The sequence below is a fragment of the Psychrobacter sp. AOP7-B1-25 genome (assembly GCF_052376195.1).
In the GTDB taxonomy this organism is placed as follows: Bacteria; Pseudomonadota; Gammaproteobacteria; order Pseudomonadales; family Moraxellaceae; genus Psychrobacter.
In genome coordinates this window covers 14,088-35,747 of record NZ_JBQSVK010000012.1, presented here as the reverse complement: position 1 = coordinate 35,747, position 21,660 = coordinate 14,088, and the positions used below count along the sequence as shown (strand labels likewise).

Sequence of the window (21,660 nt, the reverse complement as noted above, 5' to 3'; positions counted from 1 at the left end):
GGATAGTGGTAAGGATAAGAAATGGACAAGATAGCGCCAGCACAAAGTGAGCAATCAGCTTTACTAGAGCAAATCTCTACTCAAAGTACGGCAGAGCAACTCAAAAAAATAGGCAGTGCACTACGAGCCTTGCGCGATGCCGTGATTTTGCTCAATGATAATGACGGGCTAGAGTGGTGGAATCAGGCAGCGCAAGACTTATTGCTACTGCAACCAGAGGATAAGGGTCAGAACATCTTTGACTTTATCGCCGTACCTGAGTTCCGCCAGTACTATGAAGGTACAACGATACCTAACGATGGCGTCCATATAGAGTCATGGCAAGACCGTAGCCGATACTTGAAGTGCGAATTGACCCCTTTCGGCGATGAAAAACTGTTGTTTGTATACGATGTGACCCGCTTGCGGCACTTAGAACAAATGCGTCAGGATTTTGTGGCGAATGTCTCGCATGAGCTTAGAACACCATTGACTGTAATGATGGGCTATCTAGAAAATTTCTCCGATCAGCCAGATATGCCGCCGCAATGGCGTCGCGGTTTTGAGCTGATGACGCAGCAAACTGCCCGTATGAACAGAATCGTAAATGACTTACTACTACTGTCTAAGATCGAAATTGAAGAATCGCACGAGCTGCATTACATAGATATGACTAAGCTGCTGACCAATATCTACGACGATGCACAAGCGTACAACCAAGCGTACAAACACATTATTCATTTGCATATAGATACGTATGACGGGTTGTACGGATCAGAGATGTATTTGAATAGCGCATTGTCTAACTTAGTAATCAATGCAATAAAATATACGCCAAAGGGTGGCAATATTACTATCAGTTGGACAAGGACGTCTGATGGCTGTCGTTTCGCTGTCGAAGACGATGGTATCGGTATTGCGCCAGAGCATATCGCCCGTTTGACAGAGCGTTTCTATCGTATTGACAAAGGTCGTAGCCGTGCAACGGGCGGTACAGGGTTGGGATTAGCGATTGTAAAACACGTATTGCACCAGCACGAAGCGCAATTGCAAATCGATTCAGTAGAAGGGGAAGGATCAACATTTAGTGTGGTATTTCCCTCAAACTATGTAAGATCTGCTACGGCCAATTAATGTAATTTCTGGCCTATATTAAGGATAGTTTTTCGGTAGCAGTTTTTGGTTAATATAAACTTAATACAACGATATACTTTCAAATATCTATCAATCCTTTTGCAGAAGTGGATAAGGGTTCACCGCACTGCCGTTAATATAGATTCCATAATGCACGTGTGGCGGCGTTCCTTTTGCGTTACCGCTATCACCCACATAACCTATCACGTCGCCTTGGTTTACCCAGTCATTGGGGGAGATGTCAGCATAGTCTTCTAGATGAGCGTAGTAATGTCCTGCACCGCCTGGCCCTACCACCACGACCACACGACCACCCAACGTATTCTCACCAACCTTGCTTACTACCCCTTGCGTAGTCGACTGTACGGGAGTATTGCGCGGCGCAAAGATATCGATACCTTCGTGGGAGCGACCTTGGCTACGTGCAGCGCCCCAAGTATCGGTCAGGTTTCGTTCTGGTAGTGGACTAGGTAAGCTGTTTTCTGTCGGCAGCTCTTGTTGCAATAGACTCAATTGCTGCCATTTGGCAACCACAAATGACTGTGTTTGTTGACTGATACTGGGTAGCAGTTTATCGAAGACAAATAATAGTGCTAGCAATACAATAGCCTTAATCAATAGGCTGATTAAACGACTAAAAAAAGAGGGTCTGGGAGGCTGGTTGTTTCCATCTGCTAGCATTAATGTCTCTTATGTATTTGATGTTGTTTGAGGTTCTATTATAAAAGCTTCGTCTCATAACGTATGTATCGCATTGTTATCTATAGCTTTTACCCCCATATATATCCTTGTGATCAAAGATATAGACAGTAAGTATAGTTTTGTCTATGTAATACCTTTGCCGTGTCTCGACGTTGCTACTGATGGTTGATGCTTTATGAATGATGCTTTTAAGCCTGCTGATATTTCTGCCATGTGCGAAACGGCGCTGGTTATCGATACCGAAACAGATCAAGGCAGTGACCCCAGACCTATCCAAGTTGCTACTATCAATGTAGCAACTGGTTTTGAGTGGATGAAATACTTTGACAGTGGTCGATCTATCTCACCTATTGTCATCAAAGTACATGGCATTACTGATGATGATGTGGCTGGACTTGAGCGTTTTGAATTGGAACAGTTCGAACTACCAGAGTACTTGATTGGTCATAACGTACGTTTTGATTGGCGAGTGATTGGCAGTCCTTCTGCTAAGCTGATTTGTACGGTAAGACTGGCGCGGGCCGCCTTTTCAGAATGGCCTGCTTACGGTCAGTCTAAGTGTATCGAGCAGCTATTGGGTAAGGGTGAGGCGAGTGCAATGACGATTGCCGCTCATGATGCGCTTGGCGATGCTCGAATGTGCTATCTGCTGTATCAAGCGTGCTGCGAGCGTCTAGAGATTGCGCCGACAGATTTTGCGGCAGCACATGCTATCTCTAATAAAGCGATCCCTGTGAGCAAGATGCCGTTTGGTAAACATAAAGGTAAACCGATCAAAAAGGTGCCCATCAGCTATGTTAAATGGATGATGGGCAATATTCATAACATGCAGCCGTCGCTGTATTCGGCACTGACTAAACGCTTAAAACTGGATGAAGCGGAAAACGCAGAAAAGTAACCTGAATTATTACGTGTCTACTATATAAAATGTCATATGGCGATAAGCTTATGGTTGGTCATGTAGCCATTTAACTGCCATCTGCCATAGCTGCGGCGCTTTGATATTTGTTTTACTACTAAAATAGCGCATATGACCGATATGATTTAGTCCAAAATCTTCAGGATCTAAGAATCGCTTTTCTATGGGCATTTTTGTAAACACCCTTATCATATCATCCATATTTTCACTGTTGGCGATATCATCATCAATAAAGCCAAGCCACAATGCTGGCATACTGAGCTCATCATAAAAATGCGTTTGTATGCTTTTGCCAAATCCGGTTTTAACATAGCCTGCGCCGTTGCACCATTCACGCCATTGGCGAGCCACACCGCGTGGCAGCGGCTCACCCATACCGATCTTATCTGATGGCGTATAGCCCAGTGTTAAATTAGTCAATGGAATAAACGCATCCATAAATCCCATGGCTTTGAGCTTATAAGGCATGCCCATATTTTTGATGCGACCTGACGAGCAAGCGACATTGAACACTGAGCCAATCGCCTGATAGTTAGGCATCAAGCCAATAAGCTGACCACCTGCGCTATGACCGATAAGATGATAAGACGCATTAGGAAACTCATCCTGTAAGGCATCGAGTACAGCTGGCATGTCATGGCGACCCCAACTGATCAATGAAGCGCTGCATTTCGCCAGATCGGTCGATAGTGACTCACCGATTCCTTCATTATCAAAGGTCAGCACTCCAAAGCCGCTTTCTGCTAGGTAGGTCGCGAAATTATGATAAAAGTGACGCTTAATACCTGTGGCTGGCGCCATCATGATTGCTTTTTTTGTCGCATCTTTAGGGCGATAGACAGTGGCTGCCAATGCTTGGTTACGATCGGTCATAATGCTTAATGAGTAAGTATTAATATTGCTTGCGTCATTCATATTACTTTTATTAGTGAGATTGTTATTAACAACGGAGCTCGATGACTCGGTAGTAGGAGAAGCATTGTGATTATCCATGGCTATACCTTAGTATTTTTATTAGTAGATAATGAATATTGAGCTATGATGAACAATAAATGTTCATCTAAAAAGTGTAGTCGTTGCGTAGTGATAAATCGTTGTGACTATGTGGTAGCATTGCTTATGTTAAGATAAATGCTGGTAAGACAGTTGCTCAAATATGACTTCCAAGTTTTGTATAACTTGGTTGGGTTTGTCCTATGAATCACGTGCATGACACTATAAATGATAGGTGTCGGTATGCAGCCTTCACTAATAACAAGCACTCAATAAGAACTGATAGATAATTAAGGAAGCTATATGCAAATGAAAATCAACGATGATACTTATGACGTAATCACGAGTAAAGACATTACAAATATTGAAAAAGCAGTCGATAAGTCAACCTTGTCAATGCCGCTTGTGGCCGTTTATTGCGGTTCGCGCTTGGGCAAGGGTGATGTGTATGAACAGGCGGCACGCGAGCTAGGTAGTGCCTTAGCAAAAAACGGTATGGGTCTGGTGTATGGTGGCGCTAGTATCGGTCTAATGGGTGCGGTTGCAGATGAAGTAATCAATGGCGGCGCTCAAGCAGTGGGTGTGATCCCAACCTTTATGCTCAAGCACGAAATCGCTCATGAGCAGTTGACTCGCTTGCACTTGACTGACACTATGCATACGCGTAAGACTGTCATGGCAGAGTATGCCGATGCTTTTATTACGCTACCAGGCGGGCTAGGAACGTTAGAAGAAATCATGGAAATCGCTACGTGGCGTCAATTGTATCAGCACGAAAAACCGATGATTATTCTGAATATCAATGGTTTTTATGATCGGATGATTGAGCATTTGAAATATACCACTGAGCAAGGCTTTATGAAGCAGGAAGATTTGGATCGACTAGTGGTGTGCAATACCATCAGTGAGGCAATCGATATGTTACAGACAGTGGTGACTATAGATGATGATATAGATACAGAAAAGATGGCTGGCAGCAATAGCTAATCTGGATAGCCTTCGTTAATACGTAGTGAACGCTTAAATATTAAGAGCTATTACACAAAAAGGAGCAGGTAACCAAAACTTGGTTATCTGCTCCTTTTTTGTGTCTACTAAAAAATTATCAATAAAATATGTTAACTAGGCTTCAGCAGGCGTGAGATTTTCCAATGCTACTTCACGAATACTATGATTGACATGAGCCATCGCGATTGGGAATCCACGTTGCTCAGCGAGCTCACGTGCGACTTCATCAACAGCCAGACTATCGTTATGGACAAGGTATGACCACTCATGGGCATAGCGACCACGATTCATAGGCATATCATTCTCTATCAAACCTAGATCTGTTAGCTCATCAACTATTTGATCAGCAGCAATCAAGGTCGAAGATGCTTTGACGTTTTCTGCACGGGCATAGCGTATATTAGAGTATAAACTCACATCGGCAACTCGCAGAGTATCATCCTGTCCAGGAATCTGCTGTCCACCATATAGCGCGTTACCAACAGTACGTGCGCTGTTGAATGTCGGTACAAACTCAGCCACGTATTCAATTGCTTGCTGGCTACGTCCTTGCAAAGGTGCTTTATCCCAACCATCTTCAATATAATGCACATATTGTTGTGGCAGTTTGGGCTGCGCACTATCTTCACTTGATGCGACAAGACCATCATCAAATAAGGTAATAGCATTACTCATACCGTGAATCTGAAAATATCCGCCAGGGTAGGGAGTAAGCTGCGCCATACCTTCTGGCGTGCCTCGCTGACCATAGACAATAATCTCTGGTATCTGTCCACCAGCGTCGTCCCAATGGGTCACATAAGATGATTTAAACTCAACCATACGCGTGACCTCGACACCAACCATATCATCGATGACACCAGTACGGAATCCGCAGGCATTGACTAAGTAATCAACTTCAATAGACTCAGGTTGAGAGTCACTGTTTTGGTTGTGAGCCTGTTGATAGTCGATACGCCATTTGGTGACATGATGGTCAGCGTTAGTACAATTTTCACAGTCTACTGGTACAACTTTTTGCACAGCAGTTTCAGTAAATACATGTGCATTGTCATATTCTTCAAGCGCAAGCTTGGCAGAAGCTGCTAAACGAAAAATATTCCAACCATATTCTTGGACAACAATTAACGGAAATTTAACTTTGTTCAAGTCCAAATATCTAGCGACTGGAATCATCCACTCATCAACTGTACTCGGTACAGCGACTTGTTCACGTTTCGACAGTTCAATCAATTGCTCATGGCTGTAAAGCTGATAGTAATCTTCTGGCTCACCTAATACCTTGTTGTTGGCATCTTGGTCGATCAGCTCTTGATAAGCATCGGTCAAAGTATCTAAACGCGGTAGTAAATCTTCAGGTAGTCCTTCATCACGTGTCGGTACGGCAAACACCGTAGGGCGAACGTCAATAGTATACGGGTATAAACGCAATATATCGATACATTGCTTAAGTAGTGCTACGCAATCTTCGTCTGGTATTTCACGGTATAAATTGCCACCTGCATGCAAATGACACATAGGTGGACCATCAATCAGTGATTTTTTCTTCTCAAATAAGTAGGTTTCTAGCCCTAGCGCCGCAAGTCGGATCGCAATCGTTGATCCCGCAGTACCACCGCCTAAAATACCCACACGCTTTTTAGGTTGATTGTTTTGTGCCGCGTAAGGTAATACCTCAGAATGAGCGTCACGGTTAAAGGATTGAGCGTAGTTTTTATCGAAAGACTGAGTCATTGTCGTCATTATATCCTTTATAGCAGCTGTATTAGGCCATGCTCGGTATATGTGTTAAGTGTTCTATGTTTCCTGATATATGTGCGAAAGGGATTAAGTTCAACACATAAATCCGAACTTCAATATTCATATTTTCTATTGTTTAGCGTTTCTTCATCTTCATATGTCTATTTTACGAAGAACTACAGACGATATGATGGGAAATACGTAAGTACATGCATGAGTTTTGTCAACGAGTCGCTATATGTGTGAAGTTTGTCAGTCAAAAATTTTGGCTTAAGGATAGGGTAAGCAAGAGAGGTGGCAAACTTATGAAATCAGAAATAGCCTAGCTTTGTTATTTTGTAAGATGTGACCATTAATGATACGAGGAATAACGTCACAAGATTGATATTTGTCACGCTATTCCAAGTAGTTATTAGGTATTAGGTATGAACTGAAGCGAAAACGTCAAGATAAAAAAGTAGCCTATCCTTAATTGTATAGGTAGGCCGCTTTTTTGCTTTTGTTAAAAGTTGCTAGTGTTCAAGGGTTGTGATTGTTACTCCGATGTTTTTTTTACCAGCTCGCCATCGATTTGGATAGGGACATTGGTAGTGATGCCATCAGCGTAAGCAGTCATACCATAAGCGGCACGATCAAGTGTCCCAGTAGCACGGAAACCAACGACTGGCTCTTTAGTAAGAGGGCTATTAGCGATTTTATTTAATGTGACATCCAAGGTCAGCGGTTTGGTTTGACCTAATAGAGTGAAGTCACCCGTTACTTTAGCCTGCTGTGGATTGATAAATTTGACCTGAGTAGATTTGAAAGTCATGGTTGGATACTTTTCGACGTTGAAAAACTCATCTGTCTTTAGATGCTTGTCACGAGCATCCCAGTTTGTATCAATACTGTCGGTTGCAATCGTAAAGTTCATACTTGCTTCATCGGGTGCTTTGATATCGTAATTCACCATACCTTTGACATCATTGAAGTGGCCCATGGTGGTTGAAAACCCCATGTGATTGACAGAAAATCCAACACGAGTATGTGAGTCATCCAACTGCCATTGTGTCGGTAGGGCAGCGCTTGCCATAGTAGCTGCCAATGCTGAGCCAACGAGTAATGCTTTCGTGACCGTACTTATTTTAGTATTTATCATTAAATAGTCCTTATTTAATCCAGTTAAGTTATGAGCGATTGAGAATGATTGAGTTAGTAAAAGTTATGGTAAAAGTGAGTATATATGGCGTAGTTTTACCTTTCGAGCATACTACATATAATTGGAAGCTAAGATCATATTTAGTTAGCCTAGCTACATTCAGATATTTTATTGATTAATTTAACTAACCTTATTACTGTACTAAAACCAGTTATCTATCTCAACACTCTCGAACTTTCAGTGACAACTTATCACATATCTCTATCACAACTGCTCCTTGCGTCTTACGTCAAAAACCGTTAAAATCGCGGTTTAATTTTCCCGCTGGGGAAAGGCTAAGCGAACAGAAGGGTGGTGTTGGGTGCTGGAATAAGCCAGTGACGCAGTTGCCATACTTGTAATGTCCTTAGTGCCTCAGTTACGTATGTCGCTATTTGTTTGATACATCATCGATGATGCTGTATCTAGACGTCGTACATACATCGGACCTAGAGAGTATATTATGCGCAAAGACATCCATCCTAATTACCAAGAAGTTTTATTCCACGACACTAACGCTGACGTGTACTTTTTGACTCGCTCAACGGCTAAGACTAAAGCGACTCGTGAGTACGAAGGTAAAGAATACCCATACTACCCACTTGATATCTCAAGTGCGTCGCATCCATTCTATACTGGTGAGCAACGTAAAACTTCTACTGAAGGTCGTGTTGCAAGCTTCAACAAACGCTTTGGCGCATTTGGTGGCCGTAGCAAGAAAGCTGCAGACGCTGCTGAATAATTTACACTTATAGTGTAGATGTATTTCGCTAAGCAATAAAAAACCGCTGACTATTCAGCGGTTTTTTTTGGTTTGATTTTTTATAAACTAAAAATTAAGCTAAAGGCTGTTTAGCGCTCAAACTCAGCTATAGATGAATCTAATAACTGAATAATGGTCTCTACTATTTGCTGTGCCCAATAGCCGTACATCAGACTACTAGGATGAAATCCATCACTGGCAAACATCACAGTGATATCTATAGCTGAACCATTCGCATGCTCTTCTAGCATTCGTGTAAAGTCAGTTGCCATATAAGTGACACCAGCATGAGCAGCACAAACCTGCTGTAATGCCCCGTCCAGTATTGACGCTTTTGCACCCACAAAGTTATTGAGGGGAGCAGGGATTGCAGGCATTTGTGCCATCGGCGGCAAACTTAAAAAAACCAATTCTCGTACGCCAAATTTACGCTGTGCAATATTAATAATGTCTTCAATTTGCTGTTGCCATTTATGCACAGAGACATTGGACGTCGTGTCATTGACCCCTACGCTCAGCAACATCACATCAATAGACTGACGAGGAGCGGGTAGGACATACAGTCTACGTAGAATATCAAAGCTAGTATGACCTGTTGTCGCTTGTAATGACCAATTGAGTCGAGCAAAATTCGATCGGATAGCTTTGTTTTGCTCTAGTATAGGAATGAGCTTACCGACCAATGCTTCCTGCTGAGTCTGACTACCCACACCTGCTGCTGCCGAGTCACCAACGATCATAAGATTAAACGTCTTAGCATCTTGCGTTGATAGCTCATGATTCGCTTGAGGCAGCTCAATCACGCCATGCCTTTCGCCATGTGGTTCAGGTAGGCGAACGGTATCACGTTTAATTCTACGACCTTGATAGAGGTAAACAGGAGCAAATAAAACGTCTTTTGCGACCGATGTCAGTTTACTGGTATCTACCATCCCGCGCGTTCCCTAATTGTCGTGAGACTGTCCTCAATTAATAATTGACCATCGACATAGATATCGCGTAATAGGTTGTCAGCAGGTTCGTTCATCTCATTTTCTTTGACAGTGTTTAGCTGGCCATTATCACCTTTTACCAGTGCCAGTCGTCCTTTTTTCGAGCGTTTCGAGCGGCTGGTAACAGGGTCTTTATAAATGTCTTTCCATGTGCCATCGATACGGATAGCACTAGATTTCATCGCCCAGCTCATGGTGTCACGGTTGACTTGCTGCAATAGGCCACCGCCCATGCCAAACGTCACGTTTTCTATGCTAAAGCCTGCTTTGATTACCACATCAATAATTTTGCTTAAGCTTTGCGGGCTGATGCCATCACCTTGGATGATACGCACATAGTCAGGCAGTACTTTGTAGCCTTTGCTGTTTACGGTCGTACCGAACTTCACTGCCAAGCGCTCTAACGCTTCACGGACGACTTTGGTAGGCTCGCCGCTGTCTGGTCTGATGACCAAGGTGCCACCCATATTTTTGACTTCGTCTTTCAGAGCATCGCCCCAGATATTGTCGATGGCATTCCACAAGTCATAGCTATCAGATACGACCGAAAAGGCTTTGTCTTCACCGCCGAACTGCTCGATCATATTGTGAAAAGCAGCAGTTTCGCCATCACGTCCCCATGCCGTCATCGTACTGTGCTCAGCCGCTGGGATAGAGAACGCAGGCATATCGTCACTCATTTTATACCAACGACTAGCCGCAACAAGCGCTGTCATCGAGTCGGTACCAGCAAAGTTGACTAAATGAGCTAAGCTACCAAGTGCAACGGTTTCTTGGCTTGATGCCCCGCGCGAGCCAAAGTCATGCAAGCGAAAAGGCAGCGATTCTGTATTGTCTGCTGACTTCTCTAATGCTTGACGGATAATATCTTTGCAGTAGTGAGAAACACTGGCGACCGTGGATGGATACCAAATCGCACGCAATAGCGCTGTTTCGATATAGCTAGGTAGCCAATAAAACTCAGGATCAGTATTGATCACTTGGCAGACTACATTAGATACTGGCACGATGCTGCCTTCTGGTACGGCTTGAATACGCAGTGGCAAGTAGCCGTCGTGTTTTTCAATCAAATGTTCCCAGCCTGCACGGTTAAAGGTTAAGCCATGCGCTTGAATAACCTTTTCGGCTTCATCGATATCTTGATGTGTAATAGGCGTACTTAGGTACTCTTTGATAAAGGCTTGCAAACCAAAGAACACCACATCGTAGTCGCCTTTGCGCGCTTCAATGTAGCTTGACAGATATTCACTACCGCTCGGGTATTGCACCCAATGTGAGGTCTTATAGCTGTCACTATTTAAGATTAAATTGTTTAGATTACTGGTATACATCACAGAACTCCTCTGCTTTGAAATGCCGCAGCTGCTTTACTGAAAGAACAGTAGCGGCGGTTGATTGCCGTCTATCGGCATTGATATCAAGTTATTAGTGTATTGATATTATGTTGTTATCGCATTAGTACAACGCTGTCACTAAAAATCATAGAACAAATAGTGCGATATTTAGTGATAACTGTTTTGATAATAATTTGCCCAAGTAGCGATTAGAAAAGCCGCAAAAAAAACGATTAGAAATGAACTATAAGCCAACCATTTTAGTAATAATCGCATAGTGATCTTCAAACATCATTTTAGCATCGAGCTCTGCCAGTGGTAGCCAAAATGCTTTGGTTGCATCATCGCCACCTTTTACTTTTGGCAAACCTTTTGGATCGTTCTTGAGCTGAAAATAAAATGCTTGGGTAATGGTGCGACCACGGGCTGAGCGATACGGGTCGTCAAAGGTATGCTGGCTATGGCATGAGCCACGTAATACTGGTTCAGGTACCTTGAGGCGAGTCTCTTCACGTAGCTCACGGATACAAGCATCAAACAGTGTCTCTTTTGGATTCAAAAATCCACCCGGCAGCGCCCACAATCCGCGTCCTGGCATACTGCGTCGTTCAACCAGCAGAATGTGCCCTGACTGTACAATCAGTGCATCGGCAGTCATAAAGGTAGGCGGATAAGGCGCTGACTCCCACTGTCTTTTATATTTATCGATGAAGTCTGCTTCTTCATGCAGCTGATGATAGTCGTCAGTTTGTTTGAATGCATCGAGGACGTTGCGCGTCGACTCAGGCGTACGCTCAGGTGTTGGCGTAGCCCCCATCAGGTAGCTGTCACGAATCGGTGTGGCTGATAAGTTGTGATAATTAGGCACTGACACAGAGTCCCAGTTGGGGAACAATGACAGATAGTAAGATGAGCTGTCTTTTGAATGACCAATCAGACCGATATCGCTCTGCAAGTCACCAGTGACAGATTTTACGCCTGCCTGCACATACTGGAGCCAGCGGGTGTCGTTGTAGAGCGCATCGTCTAAGCCAACACAGTGTATGCGTGCAGCTTTTTCGTCAGAGTAGGCACCTTTGATCATCGCTGCACGTTCAGCGACACTAAATGGATTGCGTAAGCTACGTGGTAGGTTGGCTGAGCCAATCAGCATAATCACTTCGTCTGAGCGTTTTAGCGCCTCATCGATGACGGCTTTGTGGCCAGCATGAAATGGCTGAAAGCGTCCGATAAAGACTAGATAACGATAATGTTTACTGCCTTTTTGATCTAGGTGTTGCTGATCTGACTGTTGCTCTGATAATTCACTCATAGACGCCAACTTCCTACGACTTATTTTTATTGATTAAAAATTGATGACGCTAATACTGACACAGCCTATGACTTGCTGACAAGTACAAAGATGTTTAGGGGTGTGTCATAATCAACATCGTCTAATCGGTATATTTACTTTAACCAGTATGCTTCTCTATCCACGCTGTCACTGTCGGCCAAATCTCTGTAGCAGCATTGCGACTAATCATAATGCGGCTGTGCGTATAGTCATCTAAGTCTCCATTACTGAGCGAGTATTCTCGAAAGACATTTGCGGAGTTATTAAAGCCATCAAAAAACAAACGACAGCCGCGAGTAGGGGATATGAAGTTATCACCTTTCGCACTAATAGAATAAATAGGAATAGTAATTTTTGGCATGTGATGTCGATAATCGATAAAGTCATCGCCAGTATTTGTTTGCTGATGAATGCTTTTGTTTACTTCATCTATATTCGTCTCATTTATATCAAAACTAGACTTTTTCAAAAAGCTGCTTTTAAAGTTTTTGCGCAAATTCCAATCGTACCATTGGGTCATCGTATAGTAGCTTTCGTTAAATGGGCCTACCTTGAATTGCTTAGCTGGTATAAAGCCGACCAGCCGCGTAACTATCTTGGCTGAAAGGATTTTCGCGTAGCTGGTCGAATCTTTTATCGCACCAAAAGCTTGGCAGGCAAACATGCTGATGCTATTGACCTTATTGATATAGCTTGGGTTTTGGACGAGAAACATGGTCAAACCAACACCGCCGCCACTATGAGTAACGCAGTGCAGATTATCGAGCTTTAATTCTTCAAAGAAATAGCGAAAAGTCGCCTCATAGTCGTAAGTGGCGACAGTCTCAAAGTTGAACTTTTCTTTCGATAGAGAGCTATCACCATGACCGCGCCACTCCATGATGTAGCAGTGATGGCCAAGTCCTGCAAGATATTCGGCAATTTTAAGGCAAGTTTGCTTGTCAGAAAACGTACCATGCGTCAGGAATATGTTTTGCGGTGTGATATTAGGCAGGTTGTTTTCTGATGTGTTAGCTATCGTACCGTCTTCTGCAGTATCAACTACTTTCCAAACAGCAATTTTCTCATCATCCTTGGTAGTTACTAGGTGCAACGTCCGTGTCATCATAAAAAAGATCCTATCTCAACAATATATAGTTTTTATATAAGGCGATTAAAAACTTCCATGCTTATAAAGCCAGTGTGCAAAATCATTCAAATTATCAATACTACGTCAAAACCAGTTGACGTGCTCGGACCAGATGTGAACGGTATGGCATATTGAAAACGCCGAGTACGCTTGATAAATGATATGACTGTCTTTATATAGAGAATAACTTGGCAGCCAACACAAGAAACAGGCACGTTTGTTTTATATTGTTCAAATAAGAAGCTACCTTGCTAACTGCCAGCATCATTGGAAAAATCAATGACAACCATTTATAGAGGTCTCGAGTCAATTCACAGTAGCGTGGTCGGAATTGATGCTTGATTGCGGTATAATGACTGCTATAGACGGATCAAACTTGATACTCATGTCGGCCAATGTCATACAATAATAAATCGCAATCATGGCTAGTCTGCATGTCTTATATAAGCCGTAAATATTTTGAAAATCCAAATTCACGACACAGTAGCCATAATAGATATAGCGTTTGTGTCATAGCGTATAGGAAACATTATGAGTGACCAAAACCAAGCTGATAACCAATTAGACCAAACTGCTGGCTATGAATCAGCCCTAGATACCGAGCAAGTCGAAGCAAAAAGCAACATCACTATTACTGAGTCAGCTCAAGGCTATTTGGCAGATTTATTGTCTAAACAAGATACCGATGGCATCGGTGTACGTATCTTTGTTGAACATCCTGGTACACCACGTGCAGAGTGTTGCATGGCTTATAACCAACCAGGTGAAGAAGATAGCGCTGATTTGCGGTTTACTTACGAGAAGTTTTCTGCCTTTATCGAGGCAGCGTCAGTACCTTATTTAGAAGATGCGGTCATCGATTATAATAAAGACCGTTTTGGTGGGCAACTGACTTTCCGCGCGCCGAACTCTAAAGTACCTAAAGTAGGCGCTGATGCTAGTGTCGAAGAACGCATCAACTACGTATTGCAGTCTGAGATCAACCCTGGTTTGGCAGCGCATGGCGGGGACGTACAATTGCTTGAGCTCATCGATGAAGAAGGCATTGGTCTAACAGCTGTATTGAAATTTGGCGGCGGTTGCCAAGGGTGTTCAGCCGTTGATATGACTTTGCGTCAAGGCGTTGAAGTACAGCTTAAACAGCAAATTCCAGAGCTAACGCAAGTGGTTGATGATACTGACCATACTCGTACAGAAAACGCTTATTATAAATAGAAGCGCGTTCGCCATCTGAAAACGGAATGGCTAAGTAACAGCTTTAGCATTATATTTAATAAAAAAGTCGAGTTCTGATGAACTTGGCTTTTTTTATTGCTATGATTTGGTAGATGGTTTTTTTAAGATAGCTTTTTTAAGGTGATTTTTCTAAAGTAGTTTTCGAGTAGTGTCTCGTTAATCAATAATGTTTTATTAATATAAAGGAATGTACTATGAGTGATGGACAAGCAGACCAACAGACAGCCCAAACATCAGCAACCCCTCAACATCTTGAGACTTTGGCAATTCATGCTGGCTATAGTGTAGAACCAACAACCAAGTCAGTTGCTGTGCCTATTTATCATACCAGTTCATATGCGTTTGATAACACTCAGCATGGTGCAGATTTATTTGATCTAAAGGTCGCAGGCAACATCTATACTCGTATCATGAACCCGACCAATGCTGTGTTAGAAGAGCGAGTTGCGGCGTTAGAAGGTGGTATCGGTGCGCTTGCCGTCGCATCTGGTATGGCTGCCATCACTTATGCCATCCAGACGATTTGTGAAGCAGGCGATAATATCGTCGCTGTATCAACACTATACGGTGGTACTTATAATTTATTTGCTCATGCCTTACCGCGTCAAGGTATCGAGGTGCGTTTCTTTGATCATAAAGATCCAGAAGCCATTCGTGACTTAATTGATGACAAAACTAAAATGGTTTTTGCAGAGAGTATCGGTAACCCACTAGGTAATATCGTTGATATTCAAGCGCTCAGTGATGTCGCTCATGAATACGGTGTGCCTGTTGTGATTGATAATACGGTGGCGACGCCTGCGCTATGCCGTCCATTTGAGTTTGGTGCAGATATCGTCATTCACTCATTGACCAAGTATATGAGCGGGACGGGTACGTCAATCGGTGGTGCGATTGTTGATAGTGGTAAATTTGCTTGGGGCGATTATCCTGAACGTTTCCCACTCTTGAACACGCCAGATCAAAGCTATCACGGGGTGAATTTTGTCAAAGACGTAGGCGCGCCAGCCTTTATCGCTCGTGCTCGTGTGGCTCCGCTACGCAACACTGGTGCAGCACTTAGCCCGCTCAATGCTTTTGGTATCTTGCAAGGTATGGAAACGCTAAGTCTGCGTATGGAGCGGCATGTGCAAAACGCTCAAGCCATCGCAGAATATCTGCGTGACCATGACAAAGTTGCTTGGGTCAAGTACGCAGGTCTGTCTGACCACCCTGAGCATGAGCTTGCTAAAAAATACATGAAAGGTACGCCTTCTGCTATTTTAACCTTTGGCGTAAAAGGCGGGCTAGAAGCTGGTGCGCGTTTCATTGATGTGCTGCAATTGATTACTCGTTTGGTAAACATCGGCGATGCAAAATCATTGGCCTGTCATCCAGCGACGACCACGCATCGTCAGTTGAATGAGCAAGAGCTAGAAAACGCTGGTGTGAGCACAGACATGGTACGACTATCGATTGGTATCGAACATATAGAAGACATCAAGGCCGATTTAGCACAAGCATTAGCTACTGCTTAATATAAAGAATATTTATTAAATTGAGCAGATAAGTAAAGCAAGTCTGAACTTTGAATGATACGAAAAAAAGCCCATATCAAATCGATATGGGCTTTTTGTTTTGCGTCCAACAGATGTGTTTACCGATTAAGCAGAGAGTACACGCTGCGCGATATCTTGATAATCCTGCGAAGTCAGACGTGGTCCAAACTGCTGAATCACTTGTGCTGATATTTCGCTGGCAAGACGACCGCATTCTGGCAGACTATACTGCTGTGACAAGGCATATAAGAAAGCACCAGCGTAGTTATCACCTGCACCATTGGTATCGATGACGTTGGCGACTACTGGTGTGGCAACGTCATAAACCTCAATGTCTGAACTGTCATCAGGTTTATGGGCGATAGTTGCCCCATTAGGGCCATCAGTCACAACTGCTGTGTGGCAATATTCGAGCAAACCACGTGCTGCTGCCTTGATTTGTTTTTTCTCCGTAAACAACTTCGCCTCTTCACTATTACAGAATATGACGGCAACTTTGTTACCTAGCATATTGAGCAAACCGTCTTTGGCAAATTTTACTACCGCAGGATCAGCAAAACTCACTGCGATTTTTGCATTATGAATACCGGCTTGCTGACGTAGTTGAGTCATTGCTGGTTGGATACTTTCAGACATCGCCAGATAGCCTTCTATATATAGCCAGTCTGCTTGCGTCAACGCATCAAAATCAACATTATCAGCGACAATCTCACTTGAGGTACCAAGATAAGTCTGCATGGTACGCTCGCCATCTTCTGTAACGGCAACCACACATGAACCCGTCACACCGCCTGTATGGATAGATTTGTCTGAGGTTGTGACACCTGCTTCGTGTAAGTCTCTGAGGTAAAAGGCCCCTTGATCGTCATCACCGACACGGCAAGCGTAAAATGGTTTACCGCCTAAACTGGCAAAGGTAAACATCGTATTGGCTGCCGATCCGCCGCCTGCTTGCTTTGATGGCTCAATTTTAGCCAACTTAAAATAGGCCAGTAGTTGCTGTTGCTCCTCAAACTCTGCCAAAGTCATATTGCCTTTGGTCAGCTCGGTTTCTTCTAACGCCGCATCTGACAGCATATACTCATGATCAACCAACGCATTGCCTATCGCCATTACATCGTACATCGCTTACCTCTCTTCAATTAATTTATAAACAGTTATCTTTGTATAGCTATCTTTATATTGTCAAAAACTAGTCAGCTTGTAATTCTAGTAGACGCTGATAAAGTGCATTCTTTTTTACACCAGTGATATCAGAGGCTAGCGCGGCCGCTTTTTTGACCGATAAGTCTTCTAGCAAGCGCTGTAGCAATTTATCATGAATACTGATGTCGTCAGTATCTTTTGCCACACTGGCGCCAGCGATGACCACGACGATCTCACCGCGTTGTTGATTGTCATCTGCCTTGACAAAATCGACCAACTCGCCAAGGGTGCTCTTATGTACCGTTTCAAACGTTTTGGTCAATTCACGGCAAAAAGTCACCGCACGGTCTGCACCGAATATCGTCGCCATGTCTTCTAGGCTAGATACGATACGATGCGGCGCTTCATAAAAGATTAAAGTTTCGGTACGGGAGATCAGCTCGCTCAGTTGTTTTTGACGACCGTGCGTTTTGGCAGGTAAAAACCCAATAAAACTAAATCGATCAGATGGTAGTCCTGCTACTGACAATGCGCCAATGGCAGCAGAAGCCCCAACGATAGGTGATACGGTCATGCCAGCTTCATGTGCGGCTTGTACCAACTGATAACCTGGATCGCTGACCAAAGGTGTACCAGCATCACTAATCAAGGCAACTGAATAACCTTGCTCAATCATCTCAATAATCTTAGGCGTTTGAATGGCGCTGTTATGCTCGTGATAGGCCCATAGTTTATTGTGGCCTTTTTGCTTGGTGGTCGTATCATCATTTTCGACACTATTTTTGGCAGGACGAGTCTCTGAGTCTTTTGCCTCGTCACCTTTGCTGCCTTTGGTATCAATGCCAAAATGTGACAATAGCTTACCTGAGGTGCGGGTGTCTTCGCAGGCAATGATAGCGACCTGCTTTAAGACATCAATTGCATGCGGTGTCATGTCGGACATATTGCCAATCGGCGTAGCAACGATATAGAGACAAGCTGGCATCGCAGTAGGGGTAGACATGAAAACCTCGGGTCATTAAAAATGACGTTAAAAAATACGAGTGCGCTAGTAACTACCATCATTGTCTATGGTTTTTCAATCAAATTGTAAGTCAGGAGATTGATAGATTTGAGAGCAGAGCGCGCAGAAGTGGCTAGTTTAGCATGTTGTGCTATGATAATTCTCAAATGTTAAGCAGACAAATTAACCTCATGCCGAATCATAAGCCCTTGGTTTTAACCTCGCCAAAACAACGCCAAGGTAGTCGGTTTGAGCAGCAAGCGTGTGAGTATTTACAAGCGCAAGGGTTGAGACTGGTGACGAAAAATTGGCAACAGCCAAAAGTAGGTGAGCTGGATCTGGTCATGATTGAAACAGGTTCAGCATGGTCAACGCTAGTATTTATTGAAGTTCGTCAGCGCAAGTCTTCGAATTATGGCGATGCGGCACTCAGCGTGACAGCAAGCAAACAGCGCAAAGTTGTTAAGGCAGCGCAGGCCTTTTTACAGCAGCACCCTGAGTATGCTAATTACGACTGCCGATTTGATGTCATTGCCTATAACACAACGAGTAGTTTGTGCCAAAAAAATGAGCGCTTAGACAACCAACCAGAATGGATCCAAAATGCCTTTATAGCCAGTGCATGGTAATAGAATAAATAAAATAGATCCTGCCAAATAACGTATCTAACCATAATTGAAGAGTAAGATTCGTTACCAAAAACCTAACCGCTGATGGCCAAAATTAAGTACAGTAGCGGTTATAGTCAACTTCTTATAAATCAGATACAGTATCAGCTTACAGCTATATCTAGCTTGTCACTACTAGAGCGTGTTTTTTAAATAAAGACACAGCCTAGATTAATATTTGTTCAATTTATAAAATTGTCACAACCATGTTCTAAGAGGTAAATAATGACACGGATGCATTTGCGCACTGCTATTTTTGGTTCATCACGCCGTATTACGACAGGCATTATGATTGCTGCCAGCGTTGTCAGTACAGGTTGCGCCACCAACTATCTGACCAATAGTACAGAAGGAACTTATGGTGTGCCAATGACTGAGCGCACGATTCCGCAGCGTTTGCTCGATCGTAGTATTGAACATACTGCCAAAATCAATGTGTACGGACTAAAAGAAGATTTGCAGCAAACCAGCCGTATGGGTATCGATAGCTTCAATAGCGAAGTGCTGCTCACAGGTGAAGTGCCGACAGAAGCGCTTAAAGCAGAAGTAGAAAAAGTCGTGAGCTCTATGCCAGATGTGCGCCGTGTTTACAACGAGATGGAAGTAAGTGCCTCAAAAGGTTATAGCTCAACGGTTCATGACGGTTATATCACCTCAAAGCTACTGGCAAAAGTAGCCGCGAGCGATGGTATAAGCGCCTCACAGGTTAAAGCGGTTACTAACAATGGTGCGGTTTATATCATGGGCCGTATGACACCCACTCAGCAAAGTCATTTGATTGATATTGCTAATAGTACCGTTGGGGTCACCGAACTGGTATTGCTGACAACTGTCGTCGACGATAGAGGGGTGAAAATAGATAATGATGACATCATGCATGAGAACAATTTGGCCAACCCTACAGTAGCGCCAGCTGCTCAAGATACTAGTGTCAGTACGGCAACACCTATCGTAATAACGGAAGAAGAAGCCAATACGACGCAGCCATCATCAAGCCCTTATGTTGACCTTTATCAAAACCAATAAAAGCCTTTAGTTCGCCAAGCGATAAAAGGAGTTAATCACAATAAGCCTAAATAGTAATAACAGTAAAGGCACGAGAAATCTTTAGCCAGTGGTTACTATATTAATAGTAAAACGTAGCAGAGTCAGCATATCGGTCAATGATACTAATCTCGAAAAATATCACTGGCCAATGGATAAAGTTTTTGCTGTCAAATAGCTACTCATTATTGATAAATATAATAGGATACTGGTAATGAAGGATTCACGGGCAAATATTCAACAAGACGAAGAGACGATCGCTATTGGTAATATAGGAGTCCATAACAAACCTGCTCATAGAAAAGCACGTACGTTGAAATTTGGCGGTGCAGCAATATTGGCATTAGGCAGTATTGCGCTAGCCACGCAAAACGCACAGGCATTGTCCCCATTGGCTATTGTCAACGGGATTACTTCTAGTGGTGGCGTTGGAGTGAGTAAAGATATTCTATATGGTGATCAGCCTTCACAAGACCTAGATATCTACTATCCAAAGCCTTTAGCACAAGCAATGAAAGCTCAAAGTGCTATTAATACTAGTTATCCTATGGTGGTATTTGTCCATGGTGGCTCATGGGAGAGTGGTAATAAAGAGCAATATGCCTTTGTCGGTCAGAGCTTAGCCAAAGCAGGTTATGTCACTGCAGTAATCAATTACCGCAAAGCGCCTGCGCATGTCTATCCTGACTATGTCGAAGACGCAGCTCAAGCGATTGCTTGGAGCGTAGAGAATGCGCCCAGTCTTCATGCTGATCCGTCACGCTTAGCAGTAATGGGGCACTCTGCTGGCGCGTTCAATGCAGTAGCAGCCGTTGCTAACGAGGACTTTTTGGCGCCTTATGGCATTAAGCCAACAGATATAGCAACCGTGATCGGGATTGCGGGTCCTTATAGCTATGATTTCCGCAAGTATAGTAGTGCAACAGCGTTTGGTCCAAACGCCACGCCTGATCAGGTGATGCCGGATCGTCAGATTAAAGGTGCGCAGCCACCGTATTTATTGTTAACCGCTGAAAAAGACAAAATTGTACATGTCACCAATACAGTTAAGATGACAGAAGCGTTTAAAAAAGCAGGGGTAACTGTCGAAACAGGTGAGATCGAAGGGGCCAGTCACGCTACCAGTATAGGCGCGATGGCACCGCCGTTACGCTGGGTTAATGACGTACGCGCGCAAGTGCTGACCTATTTGGATAGAGAGCTGAAATAGTTCATTATCTGACTATAATTCTACAAAAGGTTAGTATCACTATTTACAAGTATCATTGTTTATAAGTGACATTGCTTAAGTATCAAAAAATAAATCCTCAACTGGCATAGTGCTCGTTGGGGATTTTTTATTGTGTAGGGCATGTTATCAATTAGCACATTAATACATTTAGTAGCCTTAAAATGGTTAAATTTATCAATACTATAATAAAAACCTGTCAATTCAATGCTCTACTCCCTTATGATAGAAAACAGACATTATCGAAAAAGGTGTTAATTAAGATTGGTGCACACCAGAACGATGCAATATGAAGACGAGAGTCGTCATACAGCTTGAGATTCCAGAGAGCTTGAGTCAATCTGATGTCAAGTTTAGCTTGGCGAGTCAATCAGATACTGTGATAGAAAAACGTACCATAAGGCGAGTTACTCAAATGGAAAGACGTTAAAATTTTAGTATATCATTTAGCCTCTTTTATCGTCCAAGCAACCATTACGATGACTGTTTGGGCAGTGCTATTTATAGTCAGTGCTTATAGCCGATGCGCTACAGCAGGCTAAAAGCACCTGATATTGTATCCAGTTTATGTAAAATTGATGATATGTATATGTC

20 protein-coding genes are annotated in these 21,660 nt (G+C 43.2%); 10 read left to right on the top strand and 10 right to left on the bottom strand.

Translation table 11 applies throughout. The features are described 5' to 3' along the window. The first annotated feature begins 21 nt into the window (after positions 1-21). Positions 22-1,113, top strand: coding sequence for a phosphate regulon sensor histidine kinase PhoR (gene phoR, locus ACT3QR_RS10140; RefSeq protein ID WP_444521229.1), 1,092 nt, complete (start codon positions 22-24; stop codon positions 1,111-1,113). 90 nt (positions 1,114-1,203) lie between these two features. On the opposite strand, the gene ACT3QR_RS10135 is transcribed toward phoR, so the two are convergent. Further along, positions 1,204-1,794, bottom strand: a complete 591-nt coding sequence (locus ACT3QR_RS10135; protein ID WP_444521228.1) for a M23 family metallopeptidase — start codon at positions 1,792-1,794, stop codon at positions 1,204-1,206. Between the two features lie 196 nt (positions 1,795-1,990). Here ACT3QR_RS10135 and ACT3QR_RS10130 point away from each other — a divergent pair, with 196 nt between their 5' ends. Further along, complete coding sequence (locus ACT3QR_RS10130) at positions 1,991-2,713, top strand: putative quorum-sensing-regulated virulence factor (protein WP_444521227.1); 723 nt, start codon at positions 1,991-1,993, stop codon at positions 2,711-2,713. A gap of 48 nt (positions 2,714-2,761) precedes the next feature. Here ACT3QR_RS10130 and ACT3QR_RS10125 read toward each other — a convergent pair whose 3' ends face one another. After that, positions 2,762-3,727, bottom strand: coding sequence for an alpha/beta hydrolase family protein (locus tag ACT3QR_RS10125; RefSeq protein WP_444521226.1), 966 nt, complete (start codon positions 3,725-3,727; stop codon positions 2,762-2,764). Positions 3,728-4,030: 303 nt separating this feature from the next. Between ACT3QR_RS10125 and ACT3QR_RS10120 the strand changes: the two genes are divergently transcribed. Next, positions 4,031-4,714 carry a TIGR00730 family Rossman fold protein gene (locus tag ACT3QR_RS10120; protein ID WP_444521225.1) on the top strand — a complete coding sequence of 228 codons (684 nt, stop codon included), beginning with the start codon at positions 4,031-4,033 and terminating at the stop codon, positions 4,712-4,714. A 135-nt stretch (positions 4,715-4,849) separates the two neighbouring features. On the opposite strand, the gene ACT3QR_RS10115 is transcribed toward ACT3QR_RS10120, so the two are convergent. Both ACT3QR_RS10115 and ACT3QR_RS10110 read right to left on the bottom strand, forming a co-directional pair. Continuing rightward, positions 4,850-6,478, bottom strand: coding sequence for an FAD-dependent oxidoreductase (locus tag ACT3QR_RS10115; protein ID WP_444521224.1), 1,629 nt, complete (start codon positions 6,476-6,478; stop codon positions 4,850-4,852). 532 nt (positions 6,479-7,010) lie between these two features. Then, complete coding sequence (locus ACT3QR_RS10110) at positions 7,011-7,613, bottom strand: YceI family protein (protein ID WP_444521223.1); 603 nt, start codon at positions 7,611-7,613, stop codon at positions 7,011-7,013. Positions 7,614-8,115: 502 nt separating this feature from the next. On the opposite strand from ACT3QR_RS10110, the gene ACT3QR_RS10105 reads away from it, so the two are divergent. Further along, positions 8,116-8,394 (top strand): type B 50S ribosomal protein L31, encoded by a 279-nt coding sequence (locus tag ACT3QR_RS10105; protein ID WP_444521222.1) that lies wholly within the window; start codon positions 8,116-8,118, stop codon positions 8,392-8,394. A gap of 110 nt (positions 8,395-8,504) precedes the next feature. Here ACT3QR_RS10105 and ACT3QR_RS10100 read toward each other — a convergent pair whose 3' ends face one another. The 4 genes from ACT3QR_RS10100 to ACT3QR_RS10085 all read right to left on the bottom strand — a co-directional run bounded on the left by ACT3QR_RS10100 (position 8,505) and on the right by ACT3QR_RS10085 (position 13,182). Next, positions 8,505-9,347, bottom strand: coding sequence for an SGNH/GDSL hydrolase family protein (locus tag ACT3QR_RS10100; protein WP_444521221.1), 843 nt, complete (start codon positions 9,345-9,347; stop codon positions 8,505-8,507). After that, on the bottom strand, positions 9,341-10,738 hold the full coding sequence (locus ACT3QR_RS10095; RefSeq protein ID WP_444521220.1) for a nicotinate phosphoribosyltransferase: 1,398 nt from the start codon (positions 10,736-10,738) through the stop codon (positions 9,341-9,343). Before ACT3QR_RS10095 ends, ACT3QR_RS10100 begins: the two co-directional genes overlap by 7 nt. 247 nt (positions 10,739-10,985) lie before the next feature. Next, complete coding sequence (locus ACT3QR_RS10090) at positions 10,986-12,053, bottom strand: bifunctional nicotinamide-nucleotide adenylyltransferase/Nudix hydroxylase (RefSeq protein ID WP_444521219.1); 1,068 nt, start codon at positions 12,051-12,053, stop codon at positions 10,986-10,988. A 139-nt stretch (positions 12,054-12,192) separates the two neighbouring features. After that, positions 12,193-13,182 (bottom strand): alpha/beta fold hydrolase, encoded by a 990-nt coding sequence (locus tag ACT3QR_RS10085; protein ID WP_444521218.1) that lies wholly within the window; start codon positions 13,180-13,182, stop codon positions 12,193-12,195. A 552-nt stretch (positions 13,183-13,734) separates the two neighbouring features. Here ACT3QR_RS10085 and nfuA point away from each other — a divergent pair. Beyond that, entirely contained in the window at positions 13,735-14,418 is a 684-nt protein-coding gene (gene nfuA, locus ACT3QR_RS10080) for a Fe-S biogenesis protein NfuA (protein ID WP_444521217.1), read from the top strand. Positions 14,419-14,633: 215 nt separating this feature from the next. Beyond that, positions 14,634-15,956 (top strand): O-acetylhomoserine aminocarboxypropyltransferase/cysteine synthase family protein, encoded by a 1,323-nt coding sequence (locus ACT3QR_RS10075; RefSeq protein ID WP_444521216.1) that lies wholly within the window; start codon positions 14,634-14,636, stop codon positions 15,954-15,956. Positions 15,957-16,082: 126 nt separating this feature from the next. On the opposite strand, the gene ACT3QR_RS10070 is transcribed toward ACT3QR_RS10075, so the two are convergent. Both ACT3QR_RS10070 and rsmI read right to left on the bottom strand, forming a co-directional pair. After that, a complete protein-coding gene (locus ACT3QR_RS10070; RefSeq protein WP_444521215.1) occupies positions 16,083-17,102 on the bottom strand; it encodes an adenosine kinase in 1,020 nt (339 codons plus the stop codon). 67 nt (positions 17,103-17,169) lie between these two features. Next, positions 17,170-18,126, bottom strand: a complete 957-nt coding sequence (rsmI, locus tag ACT3QR_RS10065; protein WP_444521214.1) for a 16S rRNA (cytidine(1402)-2'-O)-methyltransferase — start codon at positions 18,124-18,126, stop codon at positions 17,170-17,172. A 143-nt stretch (positions 18,127-18,269) separates the two neighbouring features. Here rsmI and ACT3QR_RS10060 point away from each other — a divergent pair, with 143 nt between their 5' ends. The 4 genes from ACT3QR_RS10060 (at position 18,270) to ACT3QR_RS10045 (ending at position 21,496) form a co-directional block, all read left to right on the top strand. Continuing rightward, positions 18,270-18,755, top strand: coding sequence for a YraN family protein (locus ACT3QR_RS10060; RefSeq protein ID WP_444521213.1), 486 nt, complete (start codon positions 18,270-18,272; stop codon positions 18,753-18,755). Positions 18,756-19,019: 264 nt separating this feature from the next. Beyond that, entirely contained in the window at positions 19,020-19,820 is an 801-nt protein-coding gene (locus tag ACT3QR_RS10055; protein ID WP_444521212.1) for a BON domain-containing protein, read from the top strand. Between the two features lie 232 nt (positions 19,821-20,052). Next, positions 20,053-21,048: an alpha/beta hydrolase gene (locus ACT3QR_RS10050; protein WP_444521211.1), complete on the top strand. Its 996-nt coding sequence runs from the start codon at positions 20,053-20,055 to the stop codon at positions 21,046-21,048. 307 nt (positions 21,049-21,355) lie between these two features. Continuing rightward, positions 21,356-21,496 (top strand): hypothetical protein, encoded by a 141-nt coding sequence (locus tag ACT3QR_RS10045; protein ID WP_444521210.1) that lies wholly within the window; start codon positions 21,356-21,358, stop codon positions 21,494-21,496. Positions 21,497-21,660: the final 164 nt, after the last annotated feature.